Raw genomic sequence first — 14,298 nt, 5'->3', positions numbered from 1 at the left:
GGACCCGTCACTGTGGGAGCGACATCCGTATTGAAGGCGAGGCCCGCGCGGCCGCCTTCCCCGACCGAGCACACGGTCGCGAAGAAACACACCGGCCGGGCACCCACCGGCCCGGGGCGCCGCAGGCAACGCGCCGGCATGCTGATGGTGGCGCCCGCGCTGCTGCACGCCTCGCTCTGGATCGGCCTGCCGGTCGTCGCGTCGGTGGTTCTGGCCTTCACGAAGTACGACGTGCTGACGGCGCCGCAGTTCGTGGGCCTGGACAACTTCCGGGACATGCTGGACGACGCGGTGTTCCGCAAGTCCGTCGTCAACACCGTCATCTACACCTTCTTCACCGTGCCGTTCGGCATGTTGCTGGGGCTGCTCGTGGCCCTGGCGCTGCACACCGGGCTGAAGGCGCGGGGCATCTTCCGTACCGCGGTCTTCATTCCCCAGGTGACGGCGACCGTCGCGATCGCTCTGGTCTGGCTGTGGATCTACAACCCGGGCAACGGGCTGCTGAACACACTCCTGTCGTTCCTCGGGATCCAAGGCCCGGCTTGGCTGTCGTCGACATCGTGGGCGATGCCTTCGGTGATCCTGGTCGGCATCTGGCAGGGCATCGGCATGAAGATGCTCATCTACTTGGCCGCGCTGCAGTCCCTGCCGAAGGAGCTGTACGAGGCGGCTTCGGTGGACGGTGCGTCCAAGGTGCGGCAGTTCTTCTCGATCACCCTGCCGCTGCTGAAGCCCGCGACGTTCTTCGTGCTCATCACGTCGATGATCAGCGCGTTCCAGTCCTTCGACCAGATCTACATCCTGACCGACGGCGGCCCGGCCAACAGCACCACGATGATGACGTTCGAGATCTACAAGTCCGCCTTCCGGGAGTTCCGCATCGGCTACGCCTCCGCGCAGTCACTGGTGCTGTTCGTGCTGCTGATGGGCTTCACTCTGGTCAACCGGCGGATCATGGGAGGCACCCGTGGCCACAACTGAGCTGCACAGGCCCGGGGTTGCAGAGAAGGCCCGGCCACGGACGAAGGGCAAGCCGCTCTCCGTCGGCCGGATCGCGCTCTATCTGACGCTCACCGTCGTCTCACTGCTGATGGTGGTGCCGTTCGTCTGGATGGTGCTCACCTCGCTCAAGACGCCGGTCGAGATCGCCTCGCAGGACGCCGGACTGCTCCCGGAACACTGGGAGTTCGGAAACTATGTCGACGCGCTGAAGGCTGCACCGTTCGCGACGTACGCGCGCAACAGTTTCATCATCGCGTTCAGCCACACCCTCATCAATGTGGTCGTGGCGTCGATGGCCGGGTACGCGCTGGCGCGGATCAAGTTCCGCGGCAGCGAGGTCATCTTCTACCTGTTCATCGCCGCACTGATGATCCCCACGTACACCAAGGTGCTGCCGGAGTTCCTGATCGTCCGCTTCATGCCGCTGGCCGGCGGGAACGACATCTTCGGCCAGGGCGGCAGCGGCTGGCTGGACTCCTGGTGGGCACTGATCATTCCCGGCGCCGTCACCCCCTTCGCGGTCTTCCTCTTCCGTCAGTTCTATCTGGACCTTCCGGTGGAGCTGGAGGAGGCGGCCAGGCTCGACGGTCTGGGCGAGTTCCGGATCTACGCCCGGATCATGACGCCGCAGGTCAAGCCCGCGCTCACCACCGTGGCGCTGCTGACCTTCGAGTCGTCGTGGAACAACTTCCTCTGGCCGCTGCTGGTGACCCGCACGGACAGCCTGCGGGTGATCCAGGTGGGGCTCTCCGTCTTCAAGACGGAGAACGGCCCTCAGTGGCACTTCCTGATGGCCGGCACCACGCTGGCCACCCTGCCCATGGTCATTCTCTTCCTCATCGGCCAGCGCTACTTCGTGCAGGGCTTCGCGACCGCCGGTCTCAAGTAACCGATTCCGGCCCGAACCACCGTTCTTCGAAAGGTACTTACTCCATGTCTGCTGATCTCAACGGCTCCCGCGCACTGGTGACAGGGGCAGGCCACGGAATCGGCCGCGCCATCGCCGTCGCGCTCGCCGAGGCCGGTGCCGATGTCGCCGTCCACTACCACTCCTCCGCCGACGAGGCCGCGAAGACGGTCTCCGCGATCGAGGCGCTGGGCCGCCGGGCGAAGGCGTTCAAGGCCGATGTCACGGTGACCGGCGATGTGGACCGGCTCGTCGACGAGGCGACCGGCTTCCTCGGCGGGCTGGACATCCTGGTCTGCAACGCGGGTCATCTGATCGGCCGGGCCACCATCGCCGAGATGTCCGACGACCACTTCGACCAGGTCCTCTCCACCAATCTGACGTCCACGTTCCGCACCGTGCGCGCCGCCCTGCCGCATCTCAAGGAGTCCTCGGCCGGCCGCATCATCACGATGTCCTCGCTGGCCGCGCACAACGGCGGCGGCCCCGGCTCGGTCGCCTACGCGGCGGCGAAGGCCGGTGTGCGCGGCTTCACCAAGGGCCTGGCCAAGGAGCTCGGCGGTACGGGCATCACCGTCAACACCGTCGCGCCCGGCTTCATCAAGGGCACCGCCTTCCACGACACGTTCACCGCGCCCGAGGCGCAGCAGGCGATGGAGGCCGGCATCCCGGTCGGCCGGGCCGGCACCCCGCAGGACGTCGCCGCGGCGGTGGTCCACCTGGCGTCGCCGTCGTCCGGCTTCCTCACCGCCACCACGGTGGACATCGACGGTGGCGTGTGGCCGCGTTGAGGCGGATCGCCCGGGAGCGCGGCGGCTGGTGGCACGCGTACGTCTGCCCGGCGCACGGTGTGGAGCTCGACCACGGTGATCTGCTCGCCGGGGTGTTCCCCGCAGGTGGTGCGCGTTGTGCGTACGGCTGCCGGGTGGACGACGAGGCGGTGCGCGGCGCCTGGCTGGTGCTCTCGCACCAGGCGTGGGCGCGGCACCTGCGGGTGCTCGCCCACCGCAAGGAGCGCGCGGAGTCGGTGGCGCGGCTGGTGGAGTACGCGGGGCTGTACGCGGAGCTGGCCACGGAGCGGCACGGCGAGGCCCAGACCTGGATGCTGCGGGGCCGACTCTTCCACCAGGCGCTGACCGATGCCATCTGGGCGGTGAACATCGGGCACACCGTGATCACACTCGCCGAGCACTCCACGGAACACCTGGCGGCGCTGCTGCCGCTCCTCGACGACCTGGAGCGGGCGGCGCTCGACGCCCGGGACGTGCTGACCGGTCAGGGCCATCTCGCCTCCAACTACACCGCGTGGCTCAACGCCGCCGGCGTGGCGACGAGTCGGGCCGCCGCCGCGGCCCGTGGCCGGGAGTGGGACGGCGGCAAGCGGTGGCTGGAGGGCGAGCACGGCCTGTACGCGCATCTGCGGGTCGCGGTCGCCGATGACGGCTGGGAGTGGGAGGGCAGCACCTACTACCACGGGTTCGTGCTGCGGGCCGCGCTGCTGGCGCTGCGGGGCACCGACCCGGCGTCCGTACCGTCCGACGTGGTGGATGTGCTGGCCGGGATGACGGATGTGCTGGCGACGATCGCCACGCCGGGCGGCATCCTGCCGGCGCTGCACGACGGCCCGTATCTGCGCGGCCCACTTGCCCTCGAATGGCTCGAAATCGTTGCGTTGGCACAGCAGTTGGTTCCCTCACCGGCCCTGGAAGCAGTGGCCGGGCGGGCCCGGACCGAGCTCGGCGCGCACGACGACGGGCTCGACCGGGAGCTGGGCGGCTGGTTCGCCGGTCCGCCGCTGCCCGAGCGGCCGGCGCCCGGCCCGGTGACGGTGTTCCCGACCGCCGGGTACGCGGTGCTGCACCACGCGGGCATCCACGCGCTGCTGGACTTCGGACCGCACGGCGGATCGCACGGCCATCGCGACAAGTTGTCGCTGTATCTGTACGGGGACACCACCCCGTGGCAGCCCGACCCCGGTCAAGTGCCCTACGCACACGTCGAGTTCCGGGATCTGTACGCGTCGACAAAGGCCCATCCGGCGTTCCGGGTGGACGACGCCGAACAGGCCGAGTGCACCGGCCGGCTGCTCGGCTCGGACGGTTCGTCCGTCACCGCCGAGGTGACGACGGCGTACGAGGGGGTGTGCGCGGTGCGGCGGGTGGTGCTCGGTGACAGCTATCTGGTCGATCTGCTGACGGTGCGTGCCGAGGACGAGCGGCGCCTCACCGCGCAGCTGCGCCCCGGTGTCGCGCTGGACATCCAGCTCCAGGCCTCGGGCGAGGTACGCACCACCTGGTACGGCGACGAGACCCTGCACGGCTGGCACACCCACACCCCCGGCGCGACCGTGCGTCCGGTCTCCCGGCCGGGCCCGGGTCCGGCCGACGATCCGCAGCGCGTGCGCACCCGGGTCGACTTCACCGCGCAGTCGGACCGGGTCGTCTTCGCCTCGGTGTACCAGGCGGCGGCCGGGCCCGCCGTGACCGACGTACGGCTGGACGGTGACGGGGTGCTGACGGTCTCGCTGACCGATGGCGACACCGCACGGTTCCGGACGGAGGACTGACCCTTGTTGCTCTCGGCGACCCCGCCGCCCGGCCCGCGCCCCGCACAGCAGGCGCGGCTGTACGAGGAGGCCGCCCGCCACCGCGGGCTGACCCCGCCGCGTACCCACCCCCTGGCCAGCATCACCTGGCTCGGCCCCGCCGCCTCCAACCCGGCGCTGGCCTACCGGGTGAGCGGCGATCCGGTCCATCTGGCGGAGAGCCGGCGCTGGATCGAGGCCGCGGTGCGGCTGCCGCACTGGGGCAAGGCCCATATGCCGGACCACGATCTGGACGCCGGCTGGCTGCTGCACCATCTGTCGCTGGCCTACCGGTGGGTCGGCGACGAGCTCCCGGACGGGGTGCGGGCGCTGCTGCGGTACAAGCTGCTGCTCCAGGGGCGGCGGATGTACGAGTTCGCGGTGGCGAGCGAGGGCCGCTGGTGGTCGTCGTCGTACTGGCAGAACCACAACTGGATCTGTTACGCCGGTCTGGCGACGGCCGGTTATGTGCTGGGCAAGGAGGAGTGGACCGAGCGCGCCAAGGACAACCTCGGCACGGTCCTCGACCTGATGCCGGACGACGGTTCGCACGCCGAGGGCGTCGTCTACTGGCGCTACGGCGTGCCCTTCCTCGCCGTCCATCTGGATCTCCTCCAGGAGGCGGAGGGCATCGACTGGTGGGGGCGGGGCGGTTTCCTCTCGCACACCTTCCGCTACCGGCTGCACCAGTTGGCTCCCGGCTTCGCGTTCAATGTCGACCACGGCGACTGCCACGACCGGCGCAGCGGACACAGCGCCGGCCTGTACTACCGTCTCGCGGCGCAGTACGGGATTCCTCAGGCGCAGTGGCTGGGCGATCTCGCCTCGGGCGAACTGCTGTGGCAGGAGGCGGCGGAGAGCGGGGTGCGGCCGGGAATCCTGCCGGAGGCGTATCTCGAATACCTCTGGTACGACCCGTCCGTGGCCGCCGCCCGGCCCACGGAGACGCGGGCGTTCTTCCCGGACCTCGGCCTGCTCGCGGCCCGCACCGGATGGGACGACGACGCCACGCTCGTCTCGTTCAAGGCGAGCCCCGGCGGTGGTCACAAGGCCTGGGAGACCTCCGCGAAGCACCGGGCGGAACTGGGCTGGGAGACTCTCAACCAGGGTCACCACCACCCCGATTCGGGCTCGTTCGTGCTGGTCTCGCAGGGCGCGTTCCTCGCGGTCGACGAGGGTTACAGCAACCGCAAGCGGGCCGCGCACCACAATCTGCTGCTGGTGGACGGGCAGGGGTACGCGGACGAGGACCGGTACCACGTGTACAAGGACATCCCGTTCGAGCGGCAGGCCCGGCAGCGCGATGTGCTCGCCGGTCCCGACTGCGGCTGGGCGCACGCCACGGCGGAGATCGCCGCGATGTACGACCCCGCGCTCGGGGTGCGGCGGCTGGACCGGACGCTGGTGTTCACCCCGTCGGGACGGCTCGTACTGCTGGATCTCGCCGAGGCGGACACGGAGCGGGAGTGGACGTTCCTGCTCCAGACCGACCGGCCGACCGAACCGCGGCCGGACGGCGGCCGGCTGATCCGGTCCGGAGCGGCCTCCGCCGTGGTGCGGTGGTTCGCACCGCTCGACGCCCCGGTCGTCTCCGAGGCCACCGGGGTCGAGGCCAATCCGACGTCGAGCACGCCGGAGCTGCGGCTCACCCGCACGCTGCACACCCTGCGTGCGACGACCGCGCGCTCGGCACAGGCGCTCTTCCTCACCTCGATCGTCCCGGGCCCGGCACCGGCCGCCGCCGAGCGGGTCGGGTGCGAGGAGGGCCAGGGCGTCACCTTCGGCGAGGAGACCGTGCTCCTCTCCCCCGTCGCCCGTCGTATCCGTACCGCCGCGGTGTCGGCCGACGCGGCGGCGGTGCTGCTCGGCACCGACGGCTCGGCCCCGTACGTGGTGGCGGCCAGCCGGCTGGTGCTGGACGGCCGCGTGCTGCTCGATGTCCCGGAGCCGTACACAGGAAAGGTCGGCTGATCATGCAGGCAACCCTCTCGTCCGGCTGGCCGACGCTGCTGCGGCGGCTGGAGTTCGTGGCCTACCCGGCGGCCGCCGGGGCCGCCTTCACCGTGCTGTCGCTCGGTGTCGTGACCTGGCTTCCCGCGCTCGCCGCGATGGGGCACGCCCTGCAGCGATGGCGGGCGGAGGGTGACAGCCGCTGCTTCACCAACACGTTCACCGCCTTCCCGCAGTACTGGCGGTCCCTGTGGCGCCACTCCCTGGCGTCCACCGCTGCGGGGATCGTCCTGGCCGCCAACATCGTCCATCTGCTGGGCCGTTCGGAGCCGTGGACGTTCGTGCTGCTCGCCGCGCAGGTGGGCATCGCGGCCGCGCTCGTCATCCATCATGTGGCGCTCGCGGCCGAGGCGGGCCGGTCCCCGCACGGCACGGTCCGCACCTGGTCGCGCGGTGCGCTGGCCCTCGGCTTCGGGTCGGCGGCCCGTGGCACCGCCCTGCTGGGCGCGGTGATCTCCGCCGCGCTGCTCTCCCTCGTCGTACCGCTGGGCCCCCTGCTCCTCGGCCCCAGCATCCCCGTACTGCTCGCTCTGTCCTTCGCAGACCCCAGGAGGCACACCTCATGAGCCGTGTACTGCGCACCACTCTGGTCGCCGCGCTCGCCGCAGGCGCCCCGCTCGTCCTCCCCCCGCCGTCCGTGGCCGCCGAGGCGGCCACCGCGTACTACGTGTCGCCGTCCGGGAGCGACTCCAACGCCGGTACGTCGGCGAGCGCCCCGCTCGCCACGATCCAGAAGGCGGTCGACCTGGCGCCGACGGGCGCGGTGGTGAACCTCGCCGCCGGTACGTACAAGCAGGACATCGTGACCAGGCGCGCCGGAGTCACCATCACCGGCCCGTCGAACGCCGTGGTGAAGGGGGCAGGCGACGCCCGGATCATCCAGGTGCAGCACGACTCGACGACGCTCAGCGGTTTCACCGTGGACGGGCTGCACGGGTCGTCCACCGATGTGTCGGGGTACCGCCTCAAGCTCATCTATGTCATGAGCACGACTCCCGGCAACGGTGTGGGCGGCCTGCGGATCACCGGGATGACGCTGAAGAACGCCGCCGACGAATGCCTGCGGGTGCGCTATCTGGTGACCGGCGCCGACATCTCCGACAACACGATCACCAACTGCGGGGTCAACGACTTCAAGTTCGGCGGCGGCGGCAAGAACGGCGAGGGCATCTACCTCGGCACGGCCCCCGAGCAGCAGGGGGCGAACGGCGCCCCGGACGCGGCCCCCGACATCAGCAGGAACAACCGCATCCATCACAACACCATCGCCACCCAGGGCAACGAGTGCGTCGACGTGAAGGAGAACTCGACCAACAACTACGTCGAGTACAACGACTGCAGCGGCCAGAAGGACTCCAGCTCCGGCGGCCTGGACGCACGCGGCAGCGGCAACATCTTCCGCTACAACACCATTCACGACAACGTCGGTTCGGGCATCCGGCTCGGCGGTGACACCGCGACCGACGGCATCGACACCAGCATTTACGGCAACACCGTCACCGGTAACGCGGGCGGTGGCATCAAGTTCATGCGCACCCCGCAGGGTGCGGTGTGCACCAACACGATGAGCGGCAACACCGGCGGCGACGCGGTCGGCACCTACGGCAGCGAGTACGACCCGACGGGTGCGTGCCCCCAGTGAGCGGGCGGGGACCCGCGAGACGCGGGGTACTGACGGCGGCGGCCGGTCTGGCGGCGGTCGCGGCCACGGCGCCGCAGACACACGCGGCCGGGCCGTCGGGCGGCGGCGCGGGACCCTCGCGCTGGACGACGTCGTGGGCGACCGCGCAGACCGCGCCGACCGCCACGGACACGGTGGCGAGCGCCGGCCTGACCGACGGCACGTGCACCGCGAACGTGCGGCTGTCCGCGGGCGGAGCGGTCCGGCTGCGCTACGGGCACGCCTTCGGCACGGTCCCGGTCCTCATCGGCCCGGTGACGGCGGGCGGCCTGCCGGTGACGTTCGGCGGGCGGCGGCAGGCGTGGATCGCCGCGGGCGCCTCGCTGACCAGCGACCCGGTCGCCGGTCTGCGTGCCGCCGAGGCGGCGAGGCTGACGGTGGAGACCCGGCTCCCCGGCCCCACCGGGCCGCTGTCCTTCCACCGCAACACCCATGCCTCGCACTCCGTCGACGGCGAGCGCACCACCTCGGTGTTCCTGCTGACGGGCGTCGAGGTGACGGGCGCGCACGGACCGGTGGTCGCGGTGCTGGGCGACTCCATCACGGAGGGCGTCGGCACCCCCGACGACGCCGATCTGCGCTGGCCCGACCAACTGGCCAGGCGGCTGCCCGGTTCGGCCGTCGCCAATCTCGGCATCAGCGGCAACCGGCTGCTGCTGGACGACGCCCGGTTCGGTCCGGGCGGGCAGGCGCGCTTCGACCGCGATGTGCTGTCGCTGCCCGGACTGCGCACCGTACTCGTCCACCTCGGCGTCAACGATCTCCAGCAGCCGCCGAGCCAGACCGATCCGGCGCTCGTCCTGGCCGGGTACCGGCAGCTGGTGCTGCGCGCCCGCAACGCCGGACTGCGGGCGGTCGGCGCGACCATCGCCCCGTTCGGCGGCTGGACCCGCTGGACGCCCGAACTCGAAGCGGTACGACAGCAGATCAACGCGGCGGTACGTACCGGCCGGGTCTTCGACGCCGTCGTCGACTTCGACGCCGCACTGCGCGACCCGGAACGCCCGTCCCTGATGCTGCCCGCGTACGACAGCGGCGACGGACTCCACCCCAACCCTTCCGGTCATGCCGCGCTGGCAGCGGCCGTCGACCGCCGACACCTCCTGTGAGGGCCGTATGACGAACCCAGGCACCACTCCGGGCGCCACCCGGCGCACCGTTCTCGCCGGGGCGGCGGCCCTCGGCGCGGCTGCCGCGCTGCCGCTGACGCTCACCGCCACCGCGGGCACCGCGCACGCGGCGGACGCGGCGGACGCGGACGCTGTCATCGACGACGCCGCCGCCCTGCGCACCCGCTGGCACACACTGCTCACCGGCGGCCCCGGCCTCGACCTGACGGACCCGCAGATCGCCGCGGCCGTGGCCAGGATCGGCAAGGCCGCGACCACCTCGGTCAAGGGCCTCGACCCGGCCCGGACCGACGGGCTGTTCCCCGATCTGACCAGCACCACGCTCTCCAACCACGTGACGACGTCGTTCAAACGGCTCGCCACGGTCGCGACCGCGTGGGCCGTCCCCGGCACCCCCCAGTACGGCGACACCGTGCTGCGCGATCTGCTGCTGGCCGGCCTCGACTGGATGCTGACGAGCCGCTACGGTCCCGGCCACACCCGGTTCGACAACGACTGGGACTGGGAGATCGGCTCCGCGCTCGCCCTCAACGACGCGGCCGTGCTGCTGTACGACGCGCTCGGGACGGAACGGCTGGGCCGGATCACCGGGGCCGTACGGCACTACACGCCCGACCCGAACCTCTGGCGGGCCGACCGGCAGATCGCGACCGGCGCCAACCGGGTGTGGATCTCCACCGTGGTCGCCGTCAACGCGGTGCTCAGCGGCACGGGCGACGATCTGGCCCGGGTCCGTGACGCTCTTTCGGACGTCGAGGGTTCGGGCGCCAACAGCGTCCTCGCCTTCAACGACGCGAGCGCCGCGGCGGAGGGGACCGGCGAGGGCTTCTACTCCGACGGTTCCTTCCTCCAGCACTACAAGCATCCGTACAACGGCGGGTACGGCAAGGAGCTGCTGAACAACCTCTCCCGGCTGCTGAACCTCCTCGCCGGTACGGCGTGGACGGTCACCGACCCCGACCTCGACAACATCCGCGGCTGGGTCGACGACGGCTTCGACCCGCTGCTGGTGCGCGGCGACGTGATGGCATCGGTGTGCGGGCGCGAGATCGCCCGCCCCAGCAAGCAGGGCCATGTGTCGGCGCAGACGGTCATCGAGGCGGTGGTGCGCCTGATCCCCAGCTTCCCCGGCGAGACGGCCGACCGGTTCACCGCCCTGGTCAAGCAGTGGATCGCCGAGGACACCTACCGGGACTTCCTGGCCGCCACCGACCTCGCCTCGCTGGTCGCCGCCCGGCAGGTCATCGCCTCCCCGGTGCCGGCCCGGGGGCCGCTGGTCGCGCACAAGCAGCACCCGCGCATGGACAAGGCGGCCCACCGCAGGCCGTCCTTCTCGCTCGGCATCTCCGCGTACTCGTCCCGGATCTACAACTACGAGTCGATCCAGAACGAGAACCTGCACGCCTGGCACCTCTCCGACGGCATGGTCCTGCTCTACACCGACGACCTCGGGCACTACAGCGAGGACTACTGGCCGACCGTCGACCCGGCCCGGCTGCCGGGCACCACGGTCATCGCGGGACGCCCGGCGGACGCGGCGGGTCAGCGGACCACCAGCACGGCCGACTGGGCGGGCGGCACCGCGCTGCCGGGCACGACGCTCGGCGCGTACGGCATGGAGCTGCGCGCGTACGGCAGTTCGCTGCACGGGCTGAAGAGCTGGTTCTGCCTGGACGACGTGATCGCCTGCGTCGGCTCGGGCATCGGCGCGGACTCGGGCACGGCCGAGACGGTGGTGGAGAACCGCAAGCTCCGCGACCCGAAGGCGGCCCTGCTCGTCAACGGCACGGCGGCGCCCACGGACGCCGGCTGGTCGGACCGCCTCGACGAGGTCCGGTGGCTGCATCTGGCCGGAACCGGCGGCTATGTCTTCCCCGAGCCCGTCACACTGAACGGTCTGCGCGAGGAGCGCACCGCAACCTGGCGCGAGATCAACCTCAAGTACGGCACGGACACCTCGGTCACCCGCCCGTATCTGACGCTCTGGCAGGACCACGGCGCCGCGCCGAGCGGGGCGGGCTACTACTGGCTCCAGGCCCCGGCGGCCTCGGCCGAGCGGACGAAGCAGTGGTCGTCCGCGCCGCCGGTGAAGCTGATCGCCCGCTCCACCGCCGTGCACGCGGTACGCCGCTGCGCGGACGGGCTGGTCGCCGCGAACTTCTGGACCGCCGGCACCGCGCAGGAACTGACCGCGGACGGCCCGGCCTCGGTGCTGGTACGGCCGGACGGGAAAACGGTGAAGGTGTCGCTGTCCGACCCGACACAACTGCGGTCCTCGGTCGTGCTGGACCTGGCACAACGCGGTCTGAGCGTCGTCTCGGCCGATCCGGGTGTCAGCGCGGCACCCACCGGAAACGGCATCCGGATCACCGCCGACACGGCCGGACGCCACGGTGCAACCCTCAACCTCACCCTGAAGAGGAGCTAGACCCTTGCTGTTCGACATGCCTCTGGACCGGCTGCGCGACTACCGGCCGGAACCGGAGGAGCCGGCCGACTTCGACGCCTTCTGGGAGAAGACCCTCACCGAGACGGCCCGCCACGACCTGGACGCCGCGTTCGTCCCGTACGACGCCGGATTCGCGACCGTCGACGTGTTCGACGTGACATTCCGGGGCTGGAGCGGGCAGCCGGTGAAGGCATGGCTGCTGCTGCCGAAGGGGCGTTCGGGCCCGCTGCCCGCCGTGGTGCAGTACATCGGCTACAACGGCGGCCGGGGCATTCCGTACTCCTGGCTGACCTGGAGCGCGCTCGGGTACGCGCATCTGGTGATGGACAACCGGGGCCAGGGCGGTGGCGGCAAGAACACCGCGGACACCCCGGACATCGGCCCGGACGGGCACGGTTCCTCCTCCCCCGGCTTCCTGACCCGGGGCATCGAGGACCCGTACCGCCACTACTACCGGCGGCTGATCACCGACGCGGTGCGGGCGGTGGACGCGGCGAAGGCCCACGATGCGGTGGACGCCTCGCGGGTTGCGGTGCTCGGCGGCAGCCAGGGCGGCGGGCTCGCGCTGGCCGTCGCCGGGCTGCGGGACGACATCGTGGCGGCCGTCGCCGATGTGCCCTTCCTCTGCCACTACCGGCGTGCCTCACAGATCACGGACGCCGGACCGTACGCGGAGATCGCCCGCTGGCTGTCCGGACACCGCTTCCGGATCGACGAGGCGATGGAGACCCTGTCCTACTTCGACGGGGTCAACTTCGCGGCGCGGGCGACCGCCCCTGCGTGGTTCTCGGTCGGCCTGATGGACAAGATCTGCCCGTCTTCCACGGTGTTCGCCGCCTACCACCGCTATGCGGGTCCGGCGGAGATCGAGGTGTTCACGTACAACGGGCACGAGGGCGGCGCCGAGTACGACCTGCCGCGCAAACTCGGCGCGCTGCGGGGTGTCTTCGGCCAGTAGCAGACGCTGGTCACCGGCCCAGCGCCGCCATCGCGGCGTTGTGGCCGGGTACCCCGCTGACCCCGCCGCCGCGCACCGCGCCGGCCCCGCACAGCAGCACATTGGCGTGCGCCGTCTCCACTCCCCACCGGCCGGTGGACTCCGTGGCGTACGGGAAGGCGAGGTCCCGGTGGAAGATGTGGCCGCCGGGCAGCCGCAGATCCCGCTCCAGGTCGAGCGGGGTCTTCGCCTCGATGCACGGCTCGCCGTTCTCGTCCCGTGCCAGGCAGTCGGTGATCGGCTCCTCCAGGTGCGCGTCGAGTTCGGCGAGCGTCGCCGCCAGCAGCTCGGCCCGCGTCGCCGCGTTGTCGGCGGCGAACAGCCGGGCGGGGGTGTGCAGGCCGAAGAGGGTGAGGGTCTGGTAGCCGCGGGCGGCGAGGTCCGGGCCGAGGATCGACGGGTCGGTCAGCGAGTGGCAGTAGATCTCGGACGGCGGGGCGGCGGGCAGCCGGCCCGCCGCGGCGTCCCGGTAGGCGTCGGCGAGCTGCCCGTACCCCTCGGCGATGTGGAACGTTCCGGCGAAGGCCTCGCGCGGGTCGACGGAGCAGTCGCGCAGCCGGGGCAGCCGGGTGAGCAGCATGTTCACCTTCAGCTGCGCGCCCTCGGCCGGGGCGGGCGGTTCGTCCCCGAGGAGGGCGGAGAGCGCCTGCGGCGAGGCGTTGACGAGGACCTTGCGGGCCGCGACGACATGTTCCGCCCCGGGTGCGCGGACGGTGACCTCGGCCCGTGTCCCGTCGGTGTCGATCCGGGTCGCCTCGTGCCGGACCCGGATCTCCGCCCCGGCCTCGCGCGCGGCGCGGGCGAGGGCGTCGGTGAGCGCGCCCATGCCGCCGACGGGGACGTCCCAGTCGCCGGTGCCGCCGCCGATGACGTGGTAGAGGAAGCAGCGGTTCTGGAGCAGCGACGGATCGTGCGCGTCGGCGAAGGTGCCGATCAGGGCGTCGGTGAGGACGACTCCGCGTACGAGGTCGTCGGTGAAGTTCTTCTCGACGGCGACACCGATGGGCTCCTCGAAGAGCGTCCGCCAGGCCTCCGGGTCATCGATCCGCTCGCGCAGGGCGTCGCGGCCGGGCAGCGGCTCGGTGAGCGTCGGGAAGGCCCGTTCGGCAACGTGCCGCGTCATGCTGTAGAACCGCTGCCACGCCGCGTACTCCCGGTCGGAGCCGGTGAGCGCGGCGAAGGAGTCCCGGGTGCGGTCCCCGCCGACGAGCAGCCCGGTGGCACGGCCGCCGCGGACGGTCGGGGTGTACGAGGAGACGGTCCGCTTCCGTACGGCGAAGTCCAGTCCGAGGTCACGGACGATCTTGGGCGGGAGCAGGGAGACCAGGTACGAGTAGCGCGACAGGCGGGCGTCGACCCCGTCGAAGGGGCGGGTCGAGACGGCCGCTCCCCCGGTGGTGGCCAGGCGTTCCAGGACCAGGACGGACTGTCCGGCGCGGGCGAGGTAGGCGGCGGCGACCAGACCGTTGTGGCCGCCGCCCACGATCACTGCGTCATAGCTGTCGGGTGCGGGCATGACCCTTCGTAGCACGGCACGA

At 71.4% G+C, this 14,298-nt stretch carries 11 protein-coding genes; 10 read left to right on the top strand and 1 reads right to left on the bottom strand.

What is annotated here, in order from left to right; translation table 11 throughout:
* Positions 1 to 12 precede the first annotated feature (12 nt).
* From OG520_RS37200 to OG520_RS37155, 10 genes are read left to right on the top strand one after another with little or no spacing between them, the layout of a single operon-like run.
* The gene (locus OG520_RS37200) at positions 13 to 981 is read left to right on the top strand and encodes a carbohydrate ABC transporter permease (RefSeq protein ID WP_406016056.1); all 969 of its coding nucleotides are present in this window, start codon (positions 13 to 15) and stop codon (positions 979 to 981) included.
* A complete protein-coding gene (locus OG520_RS37195; RefSeq protein WP_266424035.1) occupies positions 968 to 1,891 on the top strand; it encodes a carbohydrate ABC transporter permease in 924 nt (307 codons plus the stop codon). The genes OG520_RS37200 and OG520_RS37195 overlap by 14 nt, the downstream gene beginning before the upstream one ends.
* 44 nt (positions 1,892 to 1,935) lie before the next feature.
* On the top strand, positions 1,936 to 2,700 hold the full coding sequence (locus OG520_RS37190; protein WP_406016055.1) for an SDR family NAD(P)-dependent oxidoreductase: 765 nt from the start codon (positions 1,936 to 1,938) through the stop codon (positions 2,698 to 2,700).
* Positions 2,688 to 4,475 (top strand): heparinase II/III family protein, encoded by a 1,788-nt coding sequence (locus OG520_RS37185; RefSeq protein WP_406016054.1) that lies wholly within the window; start codon positions 2,688 to 2,690, stop codon positions 4,473 to 4,475. Before OG520_RS37190 ends, OG520_RS37185 begins: the two co-directional genes overlap by 13 nt.
* Positions 4,476 to 4,478: 3 nt before the next feature.
* On the top strand, positions 4,479 to 6,464 hold the full coding sequence (locus OG520_RS37180; protein ID WP_406016053.1) for a hypothetical protein: 1,986 nt from the start codon (positions 4,479 to 4,481) through the stop codon (positions 6,462 to 6,464).
* 2 nt (positions 6,465 to 6,466) lie between these two features.
* Positions 6,467 to 7,069, top strand: coding sequence for a DUF624 domain-containing protein (locus tag OG520_RS37175; RefSeq protein ID WP_406016052.1), 603 nt, complete (start codon positions 6,467 to 6,469; stop codon positions 7,067 to 7,069).
* A complete protein-coding gene (locus tag OG520_RS37170; protein WP_406016051.1) occupies positions 7,066 to 8,145 on the top strand; it encodes a DUF1565 domain-containing protein in 1,080 nt (359 codons plus the stop codon). Before OG520_RS37175 ends, OG520_RS37170 begins: the two co-directional genes overlap by 4 nt.
* Entirely contained in the window at positions 8,142 to 9,293 is a 1,152-nt protein-coding gene (locus OG520_RS37165; protein ID WP_406016050.1) for an SGNH/GDSL hydrolase family protein, read from the top strand. Before OG520_RS37170 ends, OG520_RS37165 begins: the two co-directional genes overlap by 4 nt.
* Complete coding sequence (locus OG520_RS37160; protein WP_406016049.1) at positions 9,250 to 11,742, top strand: polysaccharide lyase 8 family protein; 2,493 nt, start codon at positions 9,250 to 9,252, stop codon at positions 11,740 to 11,742. Before OG520_RS37165 ends, OG520_RS37160 begins: the two co-directional genes overlap by 44 nt.
* 4 nt (positions 11,743 to 11,746) lie before the next feature.
* Positions 11,747 to 12,721 (top strand): acetylxylan esterase, encoded by a 975-nt coding sequence (locus OG520_RS37155; RefSeq protein ID WP_406016048.1) that lies wholly within the window; start codon positions 11,747 to 11,749, stop codon positions 12,719 to 12,721.
* Between the two features lie 10 nt (positions 12,722 to 12,731).
* Here OG520_RS37155 and OG520_RS37150 read toward each other — a convergent pair whose 3' ends face one another.
* Positions 12,732 to 14,276 (bottom strand): phytoene desaturase family protein, encoded by a 1,545-nt coding sequence (locus OG520_RS37150; RefSeq protein WP_406016047.1) that lies wholly within the window; start codon positions 14,274 to 14,276, stop codon positions 12,732 to 12,734.
* Positions 14,277 to 14,298: the final 22 nt, after the last annotated feature.

The sequence above is a fragment of the Streptomyces sp. NBC_00984 genome, from assembly GCF_045162475.1.
Classification (GTDB): Bacteria; Actinomycetota; Actinomycetes; order Streptomycetales; family Streptomycetaceae; genus Streptomyces.
The sequence above is the reverse complement of the archived record's forward strand: the minus strand, read 5'-3'. Positions and strand labels throughout refer to the sequence as shown.

Coding starts and splice junctions, on each gene's coding strand:
- OG520_RS37170 (WP_406016051.1), top strand. CDS start 7,066: ATGAGCCGTGTACTGCGCACCACTCTGGTCGCCGCGCTCGCCGCAGGC.
- OG520_RS37160 (WP_406016049.1), top strand. CDS start 9,250: ATGCCGCGCTGGCAGCGGCCGTCGACCGCCGACACCTCCTGTGAGGGC.
- OG520_RS37190 (WP_406016055.1), top strand. CDS start 1,936: ATGTCTGCTGATCTCAACGGCTCCCGCGCACTGGTGACAGGGGCAGGC.
- OG520_RS37150 (WP_406016047.1), bottom strand. CDS start 14,276: ATGCCCGCACCCGACAGCTATGACGCAGTGATCGTGGGCGGCGGCCAC.
- OG520_RS37175 (WP_406016052.1), top strand. CDS start 6,467: ATGCAGGCAACCCTCTCGTCCGGCTGGCCGACGCTGCTGCGGCGGCTG.